This is a genomic window from Gimesia algae (genome assembly GCF_007746795.1).
GTDB classification, from domain to species: domain Bacteria; phylum Planctomycetota; class Planctomycetia; order Planctomycetales; family Planctomycetaceae; genus Gimesia; species Gimesia algae.
The window spans coordinates 7,041,635-7,061,062 of record NZ_CP036343.1; the positions used below are offsets into that span (position 1 = coordinate 7,041,635).

The window sequence follows — 19,428 nt, forward strand, 5'->3', positions numbered from 1 at the left end:
ACAGAGTTGATTGAACAACAAAAAAGGCGTTACAGAATTCACTGTAACGCCTTTTTTTATTTGAGATTTGATCCGCTTACACGGTCCAGGTATCACCGGTGTTAAACAGTGCTTCCAGATCTCCTTCGCCGTTACGTTCGGTGGCAGCCTCCACCTGCTGATAGACGGCTTCGTTGTAGGTGGGCTGATCAACGGCTCGGAAGACACCCATCGGTTCCGGCATTTCCGGATACCGCATGCTGGCCAGCAGAAACGCCAGGTTCATATCTTCTGACTTTTCATCGTGGAACAGCAGATCGTCTTCCGTGACTCCTTTACCCAGTTCGACCACTTCCGGCTGGTCGTGACTGTTGAGGCGAACGCCTTTATCGCGATTTTTACCAAAGATCAATGGCTTGCCATGCTCGAGGAAAATCACATTCTCTTCCTTTTCCCCTTTTTTGGAGGCAAATGCAAACGCACCGGAGTTGAACACATTACAGTCCTGGTAGACTTCCACGAAAGCAGACCCTTTGTGATGTGCGGCACGCTCCAGTATGCTGGCCAGGTGCTTCACATCGACATCGACAGAGCGGGCGACGAATGTGGCCCGGGCACCGATGGCAACCGACAGTGGATTCAAGGGACGGTCGACCGAACCGAAGGGCGTACTTTTCGTTTTGGTTCCCGTAGGACTGGTAGGCGAGTACTGACCCTTGGTCAAACCGTAAATCTGATTATTGAACATAATCACTTTGAGATCCACGTTGCGACGCAGTACGTGCATGAAGTGATTCCCGCCAATCGACAGCGAATCACCATCACCGGTGATCACCCAGACCTGCAGATCGGGGTTCGCCAGTTTGACGCCGGTCGCAATCGCAGGAGCCCGTCCGTGAATACTATGCATGCCGTAAGTGTCCATGTAATACGGAAAACGGCTGGAGCAGCCAATCCCGGAAACGAACACGAACTTCTCTTTAGGAATACCCAAAGTCGGCAGGACTTTTTTCATCTGGGCGAGAATGGAGTAATCACCGCAGCGTGGGCACCAGCGAATTTCCTGATCACTGGCAAAATCTTTTGGCGAGAGGACAGGTAGTGGGATATCAACGCTCATTTATTTCTATCCTTAAACGCAATTGCAGTTTCTTAAAATGGTAGATTATTAATTTGAAAACCAGAGGGAACCGTAAAATTATTTCTCGTCAAGCATCTCTCTGATTTTCTGTTTGACTTCACTGATCAGGAATGGCTTACCCTGGACCTTATTCAGGCCAACCGCATCAGCCAGATAAGTACCGCGAATGATCATACGTAATTGTCCGGTATTCAACTCGGGAATCAGGACTTTCTTATATCGCTTGATCAGATCGCCCAGATTTTTCGGGAACGGATTCAGATAGCGGATATGGGCATGCGCCACCGACAAACCTTCCTGAACCGACTGTTTCACCGCTGTGCGGACCGCACCGTAAGTCCCCCCCCAGCTGATCACCAGCAGGTCGCCGGATTCAGGACCTTCGACGGTCTGTTCGGGAATGAAGTCGGCAATCCCGGCAATTTTTTCTGCCCGGAGTGTCGTCATGAACTGGTGATTTTCGGGTGAGTAATTCACGTTGCCGGTCACGTCCGATTTTTCCAGACCGCCGACACGATGTTCGCAGCCGGGTGTGCCGGGAATGACCCACGGACGAGTTTTCTTTTCATTCCGCAGGTAGGGCATGAATTCCCCATCCGTTTGCGTATTTTTCTGGACGATCGGAATTGGTTTGAGTGACGAGACATCAGGAATTTTCCAGGGCTCGGCACCGTTGGCGATATAACCATCGCTGAGTAAGAGTACGGGCGTCATGAATTCCACCGCGATCCGCAGTGCTTCCTGTGCCATCTCGAAGCAGTCTGCTGGTGTCGCAGGTGCGATGAGAGGCATCGGGCAGTCACCGTTGCGGCCGAACATGCACATATACAGGTCCGACTGCTCTGTTTTGGTAGGTAGACCCGTGCTGGGTCCGCCGCGTTGTACATCAACCACAACCAGCGGCAATTCCATAATCGCAGCCAGTCCCATACCTTCACCTTTTAAAGCGATGCCGGGACCACTGCTGGCGGTAATCGCCAGATCGCCGGCGAAAGCAGCACCAACGACACTGGTAATCGCGGCGATTTCATCTTCCGCCTGAAAGGTGACCACGTTGAAATTTTTCAGTTTGGAAAGTTCGTGCAAAATGTCACTGGCGGGAGTAATTGGATAACCGCTGTAGAAGAGTTGCTTGCCAGCCAGTTTGGCTGCCGTCACAAAGCCGAATGCCAGTGCTTCGTTGCCGGTCACCTTGCGGTAATTACCCGGTGGCAGATCCGCGGGATCAACGCGGTAATGCACGGTAATCGCTTCGGTAGTGATGCCATAGTTATAACCGGCGTGCAACGCTTTGAGGTTCGCTTCTACCAGTTCGGGTTTCTTGGCGAATTTGGATTTGACCCATTCTTCGGTCGGTGTGGCATCACGCTGATAGAGCCAGTACACCAGGCCCATCGCGAAAAAGTTTTTGCAGCGTTCGGCTTCGCGTGGTGAGAGTCCCAGTTCCGCGACAGCATCACGCGTCAGGCTGGTCATGGGCACTTTCTGAAGCTGGTAGGCAGCCAGTGCTTCTTCGTCGTCGAGCGGATTACTGTCGTAGCCGGCTTTCGACAAGTTGCTTTTTTCAAAGGCGTCTTCATTGACGATCAGCGTACCGCCACGTTTCAGGTCTGCCACGTTGGTTTTCAAGGCAGCAGGGTTCATGGCAACCAGTGTATCGACTTCGTCACCGGGTGTGAAAATATCGCTGCTTGAGAAACAGATCTGGAAGCCACTCACTCCCCCCAGCGTACCGGCGGGTGCGCGGATTTCTGCGGGGAAGTCAGGTAATGTTTTCACATCGTTACCGAAGACAGCAGACACATTCGTGAACTGCGTGCCGGCCAGCTGCATTCCATCGCCACTATCACCACAAAAACGAATAACAACAGCATCCAGTTGTTCGCTGATCTTGCCATTAGCACCAGACACATCAGTGGTCGACATTCTTTTATTTACTCCCCGGTAGTCGCCTGGGTTCAGGCGGTACAATCTCAGTTGAATGAAAAAAATATTTTAATGGTCTGTCTTCTCGGCGATCGCAACTGCCGTCCGATTACAGAGACGGGTTTGCTGGTCTGGCCCTGTTTCTCGATAACGAAAAACCAGACGCTTCATCACTGACAAGTTGAAACCGTGGAAAACGCGATGTGCTCTCTCAGACATGGTTCGGGACTGAATTGCTTCAGACCCCGCAGAAGGAGGGAAAGACGCAGGAGTAGGCCACACTTGGTTTTCACAATTTACATGCATCATTTCGTCTGTCGGGCGATTCCTTTCAATCCCTTGCGAGCATTGAAGTTCCGGCTCCAGACATCCGTGCTTTCCATCACGGCCTGCTTACCATCACTCCTTTGAACGGCAAACTCAACGTAACAGATTTATTCCTTATAATCGGCATTTTTGCACTATATTCAACAGTTGGAAAGGCCTTAAACATCACATTCTTTGCTGATTCTTCAGATTTTCTCTCATGAGATGCGGCAGACCTTCACTCATATTAAATTATAGGCAGCCTTTCCTGTCATCCAAACTATTTTATACCCTGATGTCCTGTTTTAATTCCCTGGCTGATTTCAGACCAAGGTCAGCGATACAACTTGTCCTAAGTCCAATGAAAACAGGGAGTAAAAACCAATTGGTTCCCACTCCCTGTAGAGACACGGTTCACAACAACCTGTTCAACTCATTTTCGTCATTGTGTAAAAATAATTCATAATATCGTGAGGCAGCTCCTGAACATCAATATTATTGAAGCCAGCCTCTTCCAGCATCGAACAGGCCAGTTCTTTGCCCCAGCAGGTTCCCAGCCCCGCGCCTCCCTGGGCCAGAGAGACGGTCATGCAATGCATGGTCGAGATCGTATAGAACATCGGCCCCAGTGGATTTGCAATATTCTGCTCCACATTACTGGAGGCGGCGATATCCTGCATGAGAAAGGTTCCCCCCGGTTTCAGAGCCGTATTGACCTGGCTCAATACCTGGTCCGGTTTAGCCTGATCGTGAATCACATCGAAGGCGGTAATCAGATCAAAAGTATTGGTCAGATTCATCTGAGAAACATCCTGCACCTGGAAAGTCACGTTGGTCACGCCCCGTTTTGCGGCTGAGGCTTGTGCCCGGCCGATCGATTCTTCTGAGATATCGAAACCGGTAAAGCGACTTTGAGGAAAAGTCGCGGCCATTTCAATCAGCGCCAGCCCACTGCCACAACCGATATCCAGCACTTCAATGCCTGCGTTCAGTTTCTCTTCGAGTCCGGGTACCAGTGGCAGAATATGTTCGAACAGGCCACACACAACCGAGTTATAACTCTCTTCGGCCATGACTTCGTGGAAGCGGGCGAACTCGGAATAAGGGACTCCGCCCCCTTCACTGAAGCAGTCTACGATCTGATCTTCCACGGAGCCGAGCACGGAAAACCACTGCATTGTCGTGGCAAAGTTATTCGAACCAGCGGCCCGCGTCAGCAGGGCGGCATGCTCAGCAGGCAGAAAATAAGTCTTCAAAACCGGGTCGTATTCCATAATTCCGCCTGTGACCATCGCCCCCAGCCACTCGCGGATATAGCGTTCATTCATGCCGGACTGCTCTGCGATGGCCTCGCTGGTGGCATGCTCCATCTCACTCATGATGTCAAACAGCCGGGCCCGGTGACCGATTGAGAGCATGAATGACAACGCACTGTGATTGACGATCTGCAGCAGTTTCTGGCCGAACTCGTCTGTCCGCTCCGCGTCAATATTCAGATTACAGTTGTTACACATTGTGAATCCCTTTCTTACTGATTCCGTTGATCTAATTGGTTCTGATTTCCAGTCCGCGGGAAGCCCGACAATCCCGCGGATAAATTACTGAGCGAAAAAGTCGACCGAATGTTACCTGTTTTTTTGAAAAACACGAGACTGGATCCAACTTTGTCCACCAGATGCATAAAGAATCTCTTGTGCGATAGACTTACACAGGCATCGAGTGCTAAAATAGCGTCTCTTCCGATCCGGAACACATCCGCACACAGGAGGCCGCTGATGCCAGGCAGATTATCAGACCGTCGTCTATCGCGCCGCGAATTGTTACGCGTGGGCGCACTGGGTACCGCCGGTCTCACCCTGCCTCAACTGCTGGCATCACAAGCGGCGCGCGCCGCAGACTCGGTGAATGGTCCCGCAGCGAAAGCCGATGCCTGCATCATCCTGTTTTTGAATGGCGGCCCCAGTCATCTCGACATGTGGGACATGAAACCTTCCGGTCCGATTGAAATTCGCGGCGAATTCAATCCCATCGCCAGTTCGCTGGAGGGGGTCCAGGTCTGCGAACATCTGCCACTACTCGCGCAGCAAATGCATCACACGACTTTAATTCGTTCGATGAATCACAGCGTTAACAATTCCCATGCGGCTGCCGTCTATGCCGCACTCACCGGACACGATCGCGGCGAACAGGGAGGCGTCGCAAAACCCGATGATCATCCCTGCCCGGGAGCCGTGCTCGCCAAACTGCGACCGACGCCCCACGGTTCGCTGCCCTATATCTCACTTCCCTACAAAACCAAAGAAGGTGCCGCCGGCCCGCTGCAGCCCGGTTTTCTGGCCGGCTTCATGGGCGCGACCTACGATCCGTTCTGGGTACTCGATGATCCCAATCAACCGAATTTTCATGTCCGCAATCTGGCGCTGCCGGACGGCCTGGCCATGGATCGCATGAACGATCGTCGCAGCCTGCTCTCATCACTCGACCACGGATTAGACCTCGATTCGAATCAGACGCTGGCCTCGATGAACGATTTCCAGAGACAGGCGTTTGACCTGTTAACATCCAATAATGCCCAGCAGGCATTCAAACTGAGCGAAGAACCAGACTCTGTCCGCGACCGTTACGGCCGCAACATCTACGGACAGAGTGTGCTGCTGGCGCGACGACTGATTGAAGCCAATACACGTGTCGTCACCATGTCGTGGGCGCCGCATGCGAATGCCACCTGGGACACACACGGTCAGAACTTCAACAAACTGAAAAACGAGCTGCTGCCGCAATTCGACGCCGCCTGCAGCAGTCTGATCGCCGACCTCGCTGAACGGGGAATGTTACAGCGCACGCTGGTTGCCGTGCTGGGCGATTTCGGCCGCACACCGAAGATCAATAATAACGCCGGTCGCGACCACTGGAATTCGTGTTATTCAATCATGCTGGCCGGCGGCGGGATCAAGCCCGGCTTCGTCCTGGGAGCCAGCGACCGCTCGGGCGCGGTTCCCACGCACAGTCCCGTCTCCCCCGGCGACATCGTCGCCACCATGTATCGCCTGCTGGGCATCGACCACCAGCATCTGATCTACGACACACTCAACCGCCCACACACGGTTGTCCCCGAAGCCCGACTTGTACCGGAAATTATGGCGTGAGTAAGTTTGTATTAGTCGGAGTGAGCAATGATAAATGGCATGATCACCTGGGATTACTCAAAACGGACGTCCCTGGTCTTCCTGTTTGTCTCACTGGTCGCAGGTCTGCTCTCCTGCAGTTCTGAAACTTCCACACAGGTTTCGAAAGAGGCCTCCCTCAAACAACTGCAGCAGTTGAAAGCCGAATTGTCGTTCAATGCGCAGAGACAACTGATCGCCATTGATCTCTCTGAACGCGATCTCGCGGATGCGGATCTACCCGATTTCTCGCCGTTTGTGGAACTGCGTGAATTCCATGCCATTTACACATCACTTCGCGGCCAGTGTCTCTCCTCACTCAGTCAGTGCCCAAAACTCGAAGTGCTCAACCTGTATGCGGCACCGATTGAAGACACATACTTAAACCACCTGTACGGTGCCGCCACTCTCAAAAAAGTCAATCTGACAGGATCCAGCGTTTCAGATAAAAGTATCTCTATCATTAAATCCTGGAAAAATCTGGAAGAACTGGAACTCGGAGATACCAGATTCACCCTTGAGGCAATCGAAAAATTACACAGAGAACTACCGGAAATTGAAATTTACCCAACGCCGTCCTCTTTACCTGCAGGCCTGTGAGCAAAATGGCTTCGACTCGCTCACCCCGTTTCCGCAAGTTTTTAATCCTGGCAGGGATCACGCTTGTCTGTCTCTGTAGCTTCATTGCCTGGCAGATCATGAAACCCAGATATCTGTTATCAGGTGTTACCAGATCATGCTTCAATGCAGAGTATATCGCGCCTGAAACCTTACTGGCCGTTGGAAATCGAAAGCTTTATGAATTCAAAGGCCAGAACTATTCAGAGTCAACGATTTTGTACGCTTCGGAAACGCGGTTATTTTCTCTGGGGATACACCGCGATTCGCCCGTGAAAGTCATCGTTGGTGATTTAGAGGGTCGGATTCACTTCCCAGAGACTGATCTGGCTCCAGTGAAAGCCATTGGGGGGGTTGTCTTTGCCTGTGGCATTAAAAGTTCCCGGGATTCCTCTGAATGCACCATCATCGCCGCAGGACATGACGGCGTCCAGGATATGGGATGGGGAGGAAATGTTCGCCTGATTCGATACAACGGCAAAACACTTGAACTCGGGAAGAACTACGAATTCGAATGGACGCCAAAGAGCTTGTGTATCGCCCGCAAAAGCAACACGATCATTGTCGGCTGTGCGTCTAAAGAAGTCATACACATTGACCTGGATACTGATGTGCGCAAAACGATTCGAGTGGAAGGAGGTGTAATCAACTGCGTTTTGTCGCACGATGAAAATCTGCTCGCGGTCGACGAATACGAGTCTGTGACTGTACGGCGTGTTGCGGACCTTGAAGAAGTCATCGCAAGTATCCCCATTCAAAAAAACGAGCAGAGGGTTCACACCTGTATCCGCTGGCATCCGACACAACCAGAAGTGCTGATGATCGCGGAAGCCGGCGTTGGTATTAAACTGCTCAATGTTTCCAGCCAGGAAATTCAGATCATCAAAAACCCGGACATCACAGAGCCAACCACGATCTGGTTTTCAGAACACGATCACACTTTCAACCTCGTGGAGAGAGACTGGCGTTTTGTGACGATGAAACTGGATAAATGATAATTAAGATTGATTACCTGGTCAGACCTCTCCGTCTCAATCCACATTTTTCCGATAGACGAAATTCATAGTGTCGAGTTGTAACAACATGCTCAGTTCGACCAGCATGTACAGGGTGCGGTAGATGGTTGCCCGCGCACAGCGCCTCTGCTCTGCCTGCTGCGCTTGCATCGCTTCAACCAGTTCCTCGGCGGTAAACTCGTCCGGCTGTCGGGCGACTGCCTGGGCTACCAGCAAACGTTCCCGGGTCAACCTGTGGTTTTGAGAAATTTCGTGCGTCTCAAAGCGTGCCTGCAGTTCATCTTTAAAGCTCATGCTTCTCTGCCGTCACCAGATCGCAAAAAGTGGAGAAAAATAACCACGTGTTAGACACGGATGGACCGCCGCAGTTATAATGAAAAGTAATCCATGCCTCGCGCGATTCCAGACTGATCCATATTGAGAATATCTGTTTACAGACATTTGGAACATCATGATCAAATACAAAATCCCCCACTCCCTGTGTTTCTTATGCTTCGTTCTCATCCTCTGGTTCAGCATTGACTCGTCTTCCGTGCGAGCAGCAGATGAGCAGTCGAGCAATAATTCGTCGGAGACAAAAGAAGATGCTCCGTTGCGACAGCAGGAAAAACAGTTCCGCTGGAAATTTGAGCCGGGTAAAAAATATTTCTGGTCGTCTATGTTCGAAACCAACTTCACTGTGCCTCAGGGGGATGCTGTCGTGAAAGCCGCCGGAGGGTCCACACTCGATTTTGAAATCCTGGTACTTGATCGAACCGGGGATCAGAATCTGACCAAACTGAAAGTTTCCCTGGTGGGAGTACGTGCCCACAGTACCATTCCGGAAATGGAGTTCGATTACGATTCGTCGAAAAAAATCGATGAAGCAGAGCAGAATGAGATTTATCAACTAACTGCTAAAATGTTTTCTGCGATTATCACGGAATTTAAACTGGAATGTCTGGTTGATGCACGTGGCGTGGTCAAAGATGTGAGCTATGACAAAATTTTGATGACGAAACTGGAAACGTTACCGAATTCTCAGTCGCTCACCGCATTGTTGACTGCTAAAGGATTGAATTCCTTATTCTATGGCGGGTTGATTCCTTTTCCTGAGGAACCATTGCAAAAAGGAGACTTCTGGGGTCAATCCTATTTTGGTCAAGCCGGCGGATTGGGCACAATAAAAATTGAGTTCATACCCCGCTATGCAGGTCCCGTAAAACGGGAAAACAAACAATGGGAACAATTTGATGTTGAGTTAAAAATGCATTTGCTCAGATCTTTTCAACAACTGCCTGTCAAAATAAAAAAACGAACTTCGACCGGCGTCTTTTACTTTGACCCGCAATCGCAAATCGTACGCAGTAGCGAGTGGGAGTTGAAGTTCGATCTCGTCTTAAATGACGGTGCCGCTAAGGGACAATTTAACTTTAAGGGAAACTCGCGCTTTGGTTTTGCTGAGGAACGAAATAAAATAAAAGCCAAAGCCACTGAAGCAGAAAACCAGAAATGAACCAGGTATGGTCTACCGTGCAGAGATTACAGCCGGTGCAGATTCAATTTATGTCTACTGCTCCCGATATCCCTTGAGATTGAGATTAACCTGTAGCAGCGAGTCATTACGTTAAATTTTTTCAGATTGATCTGACAACAATGAAACTCACCAAGGCGTTTCGCGATGTCCAATACGATTCCTGGATTTGCTGAATTCGCACAGCAGCCTGATATATCCCATCAGGAACTGGTGTCCCGACTGGAAAACAGTTCCGGCCTGGGTGTCTCTCTAATGGATCCGAGCGAACTATATAACTTTCCTGACAGCCATCTGCCAAGCGAGTCTGCGCTGGTATTTCTGGTTTCAGACTATCCGCGCAGCAAAAACGCGACTTACCTGGTTGACGGTCTGGACTTTGCGCCGGAAGCAGACATTGACTTGCCACTTCGCAGCCGGGATCGTCTTGAGCTGATCCTGTTGCTCATCGAGTCGCTGTTCGAGAACTACAATATTTCCCGGCTCTGTATTGCCTTTAGTGACATGGATCAGATTGAAGCGGTCATCAAAACCGGTCAAGCCGATCTGCGTAAGACAATTTTAGAGGATTGCGAATCCAATATCATGCCCCCCTGCTCAATCTATGACATCGTGGCAGATTGAGCGGTTCAATAATATTGAAGCGTGAAGCCCTTCATGCCTCTTCTGCGACGGGGAAATCGGTATAACCTTTGGCACCGTTGGGGCTGTACCAGTCCTGCATTTCGGCTTCAGGCGCGAGTTCCAGGCCTTCCGCGAACCGGTGGACCAGATCCGGGTTGCTGATAAAGGGACGGCCGAAGGCGATCATGTCGGCATCACCGGCGGCGATGGCTGCTTCGGCTGATTCCTGTGTGTAACCGCAGTTGCCGATCAAAGGGTGGTGAAAGACCTTACGAAACTCGGCAAGCGTCATCGGCTCACCCAGTTCGTGAAAGCCGAAACCCAGGCCATCCATGACGTGCAGATAAGCCAGGCCGAACTGATCCAGCTGAGAGGCGACGTAAGTAAACTGCTCCCGATAGTCGGGGGAGCCCATGTCGTTGAAATTTCCATTAGGGGAAAGCCGCACGCCTACACGATTTGCCGGCCAGACTTCGGTCACCGCAGAGACCACTTCGCCCAGCAGACGATACCGGTTCTCCACGCTGCCGCCATACGCGTCATCGCGGTGATTGGTTTTCGACTGCAGGAAGGTGTCGAGCAGATAGCCGTTGGCCGAGTGGACTTCGATGCCATCAAAGCCAGCCCGTTTCGCCCGTTCGGCCGCCTGTTTGTAGTCGGCGACGATAACCGGCAGCTCTTTGGTTTCCAGTGCGCGGGGGACTTCGTGTGGTTCTTTGCCTTTAGGCGTATGAATATATTCCGCGTCGATGGGAATGGCTGAGGGCGCGACGTGCTTCTCTCCGTTATGGAAACTGGGATGCGAGGCCCGCCCACAGTGCCAAAGCTGCAGAAAGATTTTCCCCCCCTGCTCATGGACGGCGGCGGGAATCTGCTTCCAGGCCGCTTCCATTTCGTCCGTATAAATGCCGGGACTTTCATTCCAGCCATTCGCCTGCGGGGAGATTGTGGTTGCTTCCGTTAGAATCAGACCGGCAGCGGAGCGCTGTTTATAATATTCTGCCATCAAAGCAATGGGAACTCGCTCTGTTCCTGCGCGAGACCGCGTCAGGGGAGCCATGGCGATCCGGTTGGGCAGTCTGAAATCACCAATTGTGACAGGCGTAAACAACTGGGGTGAAGTCGTGGTCATAACAGATTTCCTGGATGAAGTCAGTTCAGAATGAGCGCTCATACAATGCTTAAGTCCGGCTGGTCAGTGTAGTTCACCATACCCGTGGAATAAAAGGTTACGGCACCCGGTTTATTCTGAGGTGCGTCGGTTCGCAGTGGTACGGGCAGATCCGGGGAGATTTACGAAACTGGCAGTTTAGAGACCAGACCGCGGGCTGAGACGTCGATGTTCAGGTCTATTTCCACTTCCAAACGCCTCGAATAGGTCACTGGCATGTGAATTGCTTTTAAGCAGGCCGTACCCGTTGCATCGTATTTTGAGGATCGAAGCCCCATGAAAATCAGTCGCCTGCGAAATGTGTTGAAACAGACCGGCTCTGAATTCATGTCCGACGAATGCATGGGCAGCGGTGCGGCGATTGCGTATTACATGATCTTTTCACTCCCCCCCTTACTGGCAATCGTATTCGCAGTGGCGACTCAATTCTCATCACCCGAAAGAGTGACGACGGTCATCAATTCCCAGCTGGGGTTACCTGTCGAGCAAAATAATGTTGAGACAGACGGCAGTTCGTCCTCATCCGCGTTTAATCTGACCAGTGTTGCCGAGCGTGCTCAGCCTGGACCTAAACCGGAACACCCCTGGTGGTCGCGCATCCTGGGAATAGGGATTCTCGTATTTTCTGCCAGTGGCGTGCTGGCCCAGTTGCAGGGTGCCTTGAACAAAGCCTGGAATGTCGAACCCGATCCCCGTCAAAGCGGAATGATGTCCTTTCTCAAAAAAAGATTGATCTCCCTGGGGATGCTGGTCGTTATCGGACTGCTGTTACTCGTTTCCCTGGTGCTGACCACGTTTGTGGATGAGTTCACCCGCTGGATTCAGGATGGCGAACTCACCGCTGGCATGCTCACAGTGATGATGGTCATTAATAGCATCTTGACTTTAGGGCTGGCGACCTTATTATTTGCCGCCACGTTTAAAGTCCTGCCTGATGCACAAATTAGCTGGCGCGATGTCTTTGTGGGAGCAGGCGTGACAGCGTTCCTGTTTGTGATCGGAAAAACCGGTATCGGCTGGTATCTGCAGGTTTCGGAGGCAGGGTCCAGCTGGGGAAGCGCTGCGACGTCCATGATTGGAATTCTGATCTGGGTTTACTACTCGTCCCTGATCATATTACTGGGAGCCGAATTCACACAAAACTGGGCCATCGAATTCGGCAGCGGCCTCAAGCCGGCTCCGGGTGCCATTCTGGTCACCGAAGAAAAAAACTATCACCGCACAGAAAGTGAAGTTCTGCTTCACAAAAGTTGATTCCGTGTAATCGTTATCCCCTCCCTGATGACCCGTATTGAAAGGCATGTATCATGATTCAGAAAGTAAAACGCAAACAGTCGTCCCCCGTCAAACCCATTGTTCTGCCCGCGCGGGACAGTGCTTACCGCGCAGAACGCGCCGATCGCTTTGCACAGTTTGAAAAGCTGACCCGTTTTCTGGATGATGCCATCAAAGTGCCGGGAACCAACATGCGAATCGGCTGGGATTCCCTGATAGGAATTGTGCCCGGCCTGGGAGATGTGGTTTCGACTGCCTTATCCGGCTACCTGATTTATCAGGCAAAACAGCTGGGTGCCTCTAAATGGGTGTTGACCCGTATGGCGGGCAATGTGGGACTGGACTTTTTGATCGGCGCCGTCCCCGTCGTGGGAGATGTCTTTGACGCCTTCTTCAAATCGAACCGTCGCAATTCCCAACTGTTGAAAAAACACCTGGATCGACGCAACGCCGGTTGATTTCCACTGTCGGAACAGAATTGCTTCACTCTACAGAAAATCGACCTATTTCAGTTCGAGATCATAGGCCCCTGGCGGGGCGTCAGCTTTGACTTCGATCCGCAGTTCGGTGGTGGCAGGGTCGCTGTATTTTTTATCGAAGGTCGGCAGTTTGACTTTAGGAGCACCACTACCCGGTGGCGGCGTGTAAGGGAAAACAACGACTTTATACCAGCCGGGGGGCGCCCCGTTTTTTGCAGCGGCAATCAATTCGTATTTCCCCGTGTCATCAGCGGCCCCGCCCGGTTGATATGGAGCTGTGTTCCCCTGCTCCGCGTCAGGTCGAAAAGAGATGCCGACTTTCGGCAGTGGTTCACCATTCACACGGACCATTCCCGATACGGGAACCAGCGTGGGACCCGCCTCCTGCGAACTGCAACTGCTGAGACAGCAGGCGGTCATCAGCAGGCACAGCTCACTCAGAAGACGGTTCCCGAACCGCCGATGATACCAGTCAGTCATCTTATATATCTCCTGCATTTATTTTTACACAATCAAATTGTTGTCGAGTTTTTTAAAACTCTCCGAGTATTTCTCCGCCATTCGTACTCGACAGGTCCCGGTACGTTGCCAGATCGATGTTGTCTGAAATGAAACGTACTGCGCCGTCGGCCATCAGAAAATGACCGCCGCCTGTATGCTGGCTGGCAAAGCTGTGCACGACATCCCAGGGCAGCGTCAGGGGAGATCGCGAGTTGTAGGTATTTAACGGGACGGCACAACTGGCATTACATTCGGCGGCGTTCATCCAGCTCCAGCCGGGACGAAAGCTGGCCGCCATTGCTTCATTCGCCACCGATTCCCCCACAACGGTCGTATTACTGGCGCCATCGGTAATATCTCTGAGGCGTCTGAATTTCCGATAACTGAGCGCGAAAAACAGCCCGTTATTGCTTTCAAAAGAATCACCACCCACGGTGATAATGTTGTTGGTGTAAGCGCCCCACTGCCAGTCGCTCCCCATGACACCTTTGTAATCGGTGCGTGCGACATTGGTACCTCCCGTTGTATAGGGAGTTGATTCAGTGATCACCGCCGGCGCCGGATCGCTGGGGCAGAGGAAGACGGGAACGACTGTCGCCAGATGCCCGCTGTCCAACATCGTTTTATTACCCGGATCGCATTCGTTATAGAGCGAAGCCTGGTCGATATAAGGCAGAATCCGTACCATCCAGCCCCAGGACTTTGAGGTCTGGGTATGGCCTCCAACTTTGGCTGTATCTCCGTAGCCACCGTACAGATTGACGGGAAATCCAGTAAAGGCATCGTGATAATTGTGCAATGCCAACCCGAGCTGTTTCAGGTTATTTCGGCACGTGCTGCGCCGGGCGGCTTCGCGCGCCTGCTGTACCGCTGGCAGAAGCAGTGCAATCAATATGGCAATGATTGCGATCACAACAAGTAGTTCGATCAAGGTAAAACCGGTCTGACGGACCGGAAGACGGGATCTGGCCTGCATAGGACACCTCCTTAATAATAAGCTCTATTTCACCTGTTAATCATAGCGTTTATGAATCACTGTGTCAGAAACCACGGGAGCGTCTGCTGTTTCTGAGATCAATTTATTTCCGGGTCGCAGTGTAAGTTTGAATGTTGTTCCAGTAGTTGGCTTTAAATCGTCCAGTGCTGTAATCATCGAGCAACAGCTCCAGTACGGACATGATTTGAGAGACCATTGATTTTCGTGCTGCATCAGGATCATGTTGTCGGATCGCGCGCAGCACGGTTCCATGTTCCCGACAGACACGCGAGACCATCAGCGGTATCGGCTCCGGAGTCACTTCGAAGAACATGTCCATAATATGTAAGTTACTGACCAGCTTTTCAGCCGACTGATTTCGGGCAGCGTGTACCACCGCCATATGAAAATCGAGGTCAACCTGCTGCCACTCTTTCATGAGAGTGCCTTCCAGCTTCGTCAGTCCCTCGGCGCGGATCTGCCTGGCCAGTTGCAGCATCCGACGATGGACGGCAGTAATCACTTCAATCGCCTGGGGGGTGGCTTCCAGAGCCGCTTTTTCGGCCGCAAAACCTTCCAGCGCGGATCGCAGTTCGCACCATTCCCGGATTTCGTCGCGACTGGGGAGTTTGACGAAGGTCCCCACCCGGGGAACCTGGCAGAGAATGCCTTCGCTTTCCAGTTGTAAGATGGCTTCGCGGACTGGTACCCTGCTGATGCCCAGCTCTTTCGCCAGCTTCAGTTCTTCCAGGCGGTTTCCCGCGGTTAATTCACGGTGTTGAATTTTATTTCGGATGTGAAAATAAGCTTTTTCTCGCAATGTCGTGAGCATTTTGGCCTCCACGCGAAAAACGGACGCTGTGTATACACAGAGTATACACATAAATAATTGCGCATAACATCACAATTTTTAAATAAATGGCAGTTTATGAATAAATGATCAGAATTGCGTTACTGGAATTTTGTCAGTATCTGACGAAGATCTCAGTTTTGCGGATTGGGGACCGGCAGTTGTGCACCGACCTGTTTGAGATGCTCCTGCAGCCGCCGTTCAAGCCGGGCGGTGAGTTCCGGGTACGTCTTTGAAATATCGCTGGTCTCACTCAGGTCGTCAGCCAGGTTGTAGAGTTCATCGTGGCCGTCTTCATAATAATGGATCAGCTTATACTCGCCGACACGAATGGCTGAATAAGGAACGCCGATGAACACGTTGTAATGTGGATAATGCCAGTAAAGGGCTTCGCGGTTGAGTGTCGCGGCGGGGTCTTTCAGCAGGGGAACCAGGGAGAGTCCGTCGACGCTCTGATTGTGGGCCGCGTTGCCTTTAACGCCGGTGATGTTCAAAATCGTCGGATAAAAGTCCATGGTGATGACAGGTTCCTGACAGACAGAGCCTGCGGGAGTGACGCCAGGCCAGAGCACGATGGCAGGCACGCGGGTCCCCCCTTCCCAGTGTTGCCCCTTCTCGCCGCGGAGGGGATCGTTATTACTGGTTTTGCGGCGGACTCCGCCATTATCGGATGTAAAAACAATCAGCGTGCGGTCCGCGATGCCACTCTCTTTCAGTTGGGCACGGACGCGGCCGATGGCTTCATCGACGCTTTGAATCATGGCGGCGTACTCGGGATTTTTGTGCCGTTTACCGGCGGGTAAGCCTTTATACTTCTTTACCAGATCGGGGCGGCCCTGAATGGGGGAGTGCACGGAATAGAACGAACAATACAGAAAGAAAGGTTTATCCTGCTGCCCGCGGATGAGTGCGACCGCTTCGTCGGCCATGCGATCGGTGAGATAACGATCCTGCCGCTGTGCTTCCGTCAGACTGCTGTCCCACTTCATCGCATCACCGCCATAGGGGAAGTGATAACTGCGGGGCAGACCACGATTCGTCCCGCTGATGTTGACGTCAAAGCCATGATCCTGCGGAAGATTCCCGCGGCCGCCCAGATGCCATTTGCCGACATGAAACGTCTGATAGCCGGCTGTGCGCAAGGCCTCGGGCAGCGTCGTGTATTTCTGATCCAGATGTTTTTTCCATCCGGGCGGCTTCAAAGGGAAATCGGTGTAGGACTTGGCCCAGCCGGGAATCCAGTCGGTCAGATGTGTGCGTGCGGGATACATGCCGGTCAGGAGCGCACCCCGGGTTGGCGAACAGGCATTACAGGCGGAATAGTTCTGCGTGAACTTCATCCCCTCAGCAGCGAGTTGATCGATGTTCGGACTCTGGTAGAAGTCACTGCCATAACAGCCCAGATCGGTCCAGCCCAGATCATCAACGAGGAAGAAGACCACGTTCCAGGGCTTTTGGTCTGCGGCGTGTGACGTTCCTGGGACAGCAAACATCGACGATAACAGGAGCACAGCCTGTAAAACCAGTAACAGCATGCGATACATCATCAGTTCTTTTCTCACTCCTGGTTGGAACTCAGAGATCAGACTTGAACACAACATGATCTGACCTATCGTAACAGGTTTGAGATGCGGAAGCATTCGATAAACAACTTAAAAGCGATGAATGGACAACAGTTGCAGTAGTGAATTATCAAATTTCGGAAAGAGTTGACAAAGTGAATTGGTCGTATTGGAATTGTCGGTGACATGCTGTTTCGGTTAGCATGACGGATGTCAGAGTCACCCGCCGAATGATTATGTTCCCTTCGAAAGTCAACTACCATGCTCCAGAACTGTTTCCTGTTTCTGTTCTCCTGTCTCTGCCTGGTCCCGATAAAAGCGACTGCCGCGACGGTGATTAACGCGGGTGTGGGTGGAAACCGGAGTTCACAACTCCTGAAGCGACTGGACCGCGATGTGCTGGCGAAAAAGCCGACGACGGTGGTGCTGATGGTGGGCACGAATGACCGGCTCAACTCGGGCGGGTTCATCGACATTCAAACCTATCGGAAGAATGTGGAATCGCTGATCGATCAGATCGAAGCAGCCGGCGCAAAAGTTTTGCTGATGACACCTCCCACGTGTCTTCCCGAGCTGCTGTTCAATCGACATGACCGTAAGAAGTATGACGATCAATCACCGATTGAGCGGATGCAGGAAGTACGAAGCGTGCTGCTGGATTTGGCCCAACAGAAACACGTGGGCCTGCTGGATTTCCACGAATATCTGATCCAACACAAGATTGCCGACGATCAGAAAACGAGCATGCTCCGCAACCCGGCGAACAGTGGCGTGAAGGATGGCGTGCATCTGATTCCCGCGGGATACGAGCTGCTGGCAAAGCTGGTCGCCGAGAAGCTTCAAGCAGGTGAATTTGATACGACGACGGTTGTCTGTTTCGGAGACAGTTTGACCAAAGGTTCTGCGAAAGCGAATTACCCGGCGTCTCTGCAGACGATTCTGAATACCGGGAAGTGACAACAGGTCAGCTGGCATAGTTAAAAGGAGTACACACGATGGATGAGTTCATGCAGGCGGCGATTGAAGAAGCCGAAAAAGGACACGATGCAGGAGGCGTACCCATCGGGTCGGTGCTGGTTCACGAAGGCAAAATCATCGGCCGCGGACACAACCAGCGACAGCAGAAAGGAAGCGCGATTCTGCATGGCGAGATGTCGGCATTGGAAGATGCAGGCCGGCAGCCGGCCCACGTGTATCGTAACTGTGTGATTTACACAACGCTCTCCCCCTGCCCGATGTGCAGCGGCGCGATTCGCCTGTACCAGATCCCCCGCGTCGTCATCGGCGAGAACCAGACCTTCCTGGGTGACGAACGCCTGCTGAAATCGAGCGGCATCGAAATCGAAGTCCTGCAGGACCCACACTGCATTCAACTGATGGAAGAGTTCATCGCCGCCCACCCCGAGATGTGGAACGAAGATATCGGGGAGTGATACACGGGTAAAATTTTCTTAGCAGCTCTGATGACGATACTACAGACCTGCTTTTCTGTGCGATTCCCTGGCAATCATGGAAATGTGTCATTGGAAGGAAGAGCATCTTCACAAGCTTTATAGAGATTTGCAAAAACCGGGGCTAATGGTGAACTCCTTGCAGTCGACTGTGTGACAGAAGATTGAACGCCGATTTGTGAATCAACAAGATCAGCCGCACGGCGTTAGCCGCGGTTCCTGTCCACTTCATTTGGCCTGCATAACTTGATTGCCTTTTACAAAGTCTCATTCGAATTGAGAAGCAATTACCAGGACTGAATCATCTCATCACCGCGATCAAGTACTTCGCGAATGGCAGTTACCAGTTCATCGAGGGTATGAAGGCTTGTCGTTGAAAACCCGAATGATTGTGGTTCCTTCTGCCGGGAAGCAATTGCCGGTCTGACAACAGCGAACTGAAAACTCGGCTCTAATTGATCGACGTGCAGATCGCTGATCAGGTCCACGTCCCGTGCCACCTTACAGGCTGGGACATCAAAGAATTGCGCGATCGCTTCTCTTAGCTCGAGTAACAGCGAGGTATCTTCGCATGGTCTGGCTGACAGAAACTGTTCGTCGGTTGAATCCCATGAGGCGAGTAAATTGCCACGGACTTTCTTTATCGTGGCAGAATGCCTGGCAAAGTCCCGGCTGCCCAGCAGAACCGCGGCAAAGAATGTGCAGAAGGCAGGTATCGAGGCCCCCACCAGCCGTGCGATCCAGGGCCCATCTGTAATAAAGAGTGAGACCACAAATCCGATCACGAACGGCACAACAGCCAACAGTCCGGAAAATATCAAGAGGAATCGCATTGATCAGTCATCTCCCCCACTGAGTACGCCGAACGGGATCAGG

General features: G+C 51.9%; 19 protein-coding genes. 9 read left to right on the forward strand and 10 right to left on the reverse strand.

Going from position 1 to position 19,428, the window contains the following annotated elements; genetic code table 11:
• Nucleotides 1–76: 76 nt before the first annotated feature.
• The 3 genes from Pan161_RS26515 to Pan161_RS26525 all read right to left on the reverse strand — a co-directional run bounded on the left by Pan161_RS26515 (nt 77) and on the right by Pan161_RS26525 (nt 4,866).
• Complete coding sequence (locus Pan161_RS26515; protein WP_197995546.1) at nt 77–1,099, reverse strand: 2-oxoacid:ferredoxin oxidoreductase subunit beta; 1,023 nt, start codon at nt 1,097–1,099, stop codon at nt 77–79.
• Nucleotides 1,100–1,177: 78 nt separating this feature from the next.
• The gene (locus Pan161_RS26520; RefSeq protein WP_145231760.1) at nt 1,178–3,046 is read right to left on the reverse strand and encodes a 2-oxoacid:acceptor oxidoreductase subunit alpha; all 1,869 of its coding nucleotides are present in this window, start codon (nt 3,044–3,046) and stop codon (nt 1,178–1,180) included.
• 734 nt (nt 3,047–3,780) lie between these two features.
• Nucleotides 3,781–4,866, reverse strand: a complete 1,086-nt coding sequence (locus Pan161_RS26525; RefSeq protein WP_145231761.1) for a class I SAM-dependent methyltransferase — start codon at nt 4,864–4,866, stop codon at nt 3,781–3,783.
• A gap of 261 nt (nt 4,867–5,127) precedes the next feature.
• Between Pan161_RS26525 and Pan161_RS26530 the strand changes: the two genes are divergently transcribed.
• The 3 genes from Pan161_RS26530 to Pan161_RS26540 are packed head-to-tail and all read left to right on the forward strand — an operon-like array spanning nt 5,128 to nt 8,129.
• Nucleotides 5,128–6,498 carry a DUF1501 domain-containing protein gene (locus Pan161_RS26530; protein ID WP_145231762.1) on the forward strand — a complete coding sequence of 457 codons (1,371 nt, stop codon included), beginning with the start codon at nt 5,128–5,130 and terminating at the stop codon, nt 6,496–6,498.
• 27 nt (nt 6,499–6,525) lie between these two features.
• A complete protein-coding gene (locus tag Pan161_RS26535; protein WP_145231763.1) occupies nt 6,526–7,116 on the forward strand; it encodes a leucine-rich repeat domain-containing protein in 591 nt (196 codons plus the stop codon).
• Nucleotides 7,117–7,121: 5 nt separating this feature from the next.
• Nucleotides 7,122–8,129 carry a hypothetical protein gene (locus tag Pan161_RS26540; RefSeq protein WP_145231764.1) on the forward strand — a complete coding sequence of 336 codons (1,008 nt, stop codon included), beginning with the start codon at nt 7,122–7,124 and terminating at the stop codon, nt 8,127–8,129.
• Nucleotides 8,130–8,165: 36 nt separating this feature from the next.
• Here Pan161_RS26540 and Pan161_RS26545 read toward each other — a convergent pair whose 3' ends face one another.
• Nucleotides 8,166–8,444 carry a transcriptional repressor gene (locus Pan161_RS26545; protein ID WP_145231765.1) on the reverse strand — a complete coding sequence of 93 codons (279 nt, stop codon included), beginning with the start codon at nt 8,442–8,444 and terminating at the stop codon, nt 8,166–8,168.
• Between the two features lie 157 nt (nt 8,445–8,601).
• On the opposite strand from Pan161_RS26545, the gene Pan161_RS26550 reads away from it, so the two are divergent.
• Together Pan161_RS26550 and Pan161_RS26555 are read left to right on the forward strand one after the other, a co-directional pair.
• Nucleotides 8,602–9,645, forward strand: a complete 1,044-nt coding sequence (locus tag Pan161_RS26550; RefSeq protein WP_145231766.1) for a hypothetical protein — start codon at nt 8,602–8,604, stop codon at nt 9,643–9,645.
• Between the two features lie 165 nt (nt 9,646–9,810).
• Nucleotides 9,811–10,287 carry a hypothetical protein gene (locus Pan161_RS26555; protein ID WP_145231767.1) on the forward strand — a complete coding sequence of 159 codons (477 nt, stop codon included), beginning with the start codon at nt 9,811–9,813 and terminating at the stop codon, nt 10,285–10,287.
• Between the two features lie 31 nt (nt 10,288–10,318).
• Here the strand turns inward: Pan161_RS26555 and Pan161_RS26560 are convergent, their stop codons facing one another.
• Nucleotides 10,319–11,419 (reverse strand): alkene reductase, encoded by a 1,101-nt coding sequence (locus tag Pan161_RS26560; RefSeq protein WP_145231768.1) that lies wholly within the window; start codon nt 11,417–11,419, stop codon nt 10,319–10,321.
• A gap of 315 nt (nt 11,420–11,734) precedes the next feature.
• On the opposite strand from Pan161_RS26560, the gene Pan161_RS26565 reads away from it, so the two are divergent.
• Nucleotides 11,735–12,712, forward strand: coding sequence for a YihY/virulence factor BrkB family protein (locus Pan161_RS26565; protein WP_145231769.1), 978 nt, complete (start codon nt 11,735–11,737; stop codon nt 12,710–12,712).
• 53 nt (nt 12,713–12,765) lie between these two features.
• Nucleotides 12,766–13,191: a DUF4112 domain-containing protein gene (locus Pan161_RS26570; protein ID WP_145231770.1), complete on the forward strand. Its 426-nt coding sequence runs from the start codon at nt 12,766–12,768 to the stop codon at nt 13,189–13,191.
• 45 nt (nt 13,192–13,236) lie between these two features.
• Here the strand turns inward: Pan161_RS26570 and Pan161_RS26575 are convergent, their stop codons facing one another.
• The 4 genes from Pan161_RS26575 to Pan161_RS26590 form a co-directional block, all read right to left on the reverse strand.
• Nucleotides 13,237–13,692, reverse strand: a complete 456-nt coding sequence (locus tag Pan161_RS26575) for a hypothetical protein (RefSeq protein WP_145231771.1) — start codon at nt 13,690–13,692, stop codon at nt 13,237–13,239.
• A 52-nt stretch (nt 13,693–13,744) separates the two neighbouring features.
• Nucleotides 13,745–14,689: a DUF1559 domain-containing protein gene (locus tag Pan161_RS26580; RefSeq protein ID WP_145231772.1), complete on the reverse strand. Its 945-nt coding sequence runs from the start codon at nt 14,687–14,689 to the stop codon at nt 13,745–13,747.
• 103 nt (nt 14,690–14,792) lie between these two features.
• Entirely contained in the window at nt 14,793–15,521 is a 729-nt protein-coding gene (locus Pan161_RS26585; protein WP_197995548.1) for a GntR family transcriptional regulator, read from the reverse strand.
• Between the two features lie 152 nt (nt 15,522–15,673).
• On the reverse strand, nt 15,674–17,086 hold the full coding sequence (locus tag Pan161_RS26590; RefSeq protein WP_232103506.1) for a sulfatase: 1,413 nt from the start codon (nt 17,084–17,086) through the stop codon (nt 15,674–15,676).
• Between the two features lie 276 nt (nt 17,087–17,362).
• On the opposite strand from Pan161_RS26590, the gene Pan161_RS26595 reads away from it, so the two are divergent.
• Both Pan161_RS26595 and Pan161_RS26600 read left to right on the forward strand, forming a co-directional pair.
• Nucleotides 17,363–18,058, forward strand: coding sequence for an SGNH/GDSL hydrolase family protein (locus tag Pan161_RS26595; protein ID WP_145231775.1), 696 nt, complete (start codon nt 17,363–17,365; stop codon nt 18,056–18,058).
• 38 nt (nt 18,059–18,096) lie between these two features.
• Nucleotides 18,097–18,534, forward strand: a complete 438-nt coding sequence (locus tag Pan161_RS26600; protein WP_145231776.1) for a nucleoside deaminase — start codon at nt 18,097–18,099, stop codon at nt 18,532–18,534.
• 305 nt (nt 18,535–18,839) lie between these two features.
• Here Pan161_RS26600 and Pan161_RS26605 read toward each other — a convergent pair whose 3' ends face one another.
• Nucleotides 18,840–19,385 carry a hypothetical protein gene (locus tag Pan161_RS26605; protein ID WP_145231777.1) on the reverse strand — a complete coding sequence of 182 codons (546 nt, stop codon included), beginning with the start codon at nt 19,383–19,385 and terminating at the stop codon, nt 18,840–18,842.
• Nucleotides 19,386–19,428 lie beyond the last annotated feature (43 nt).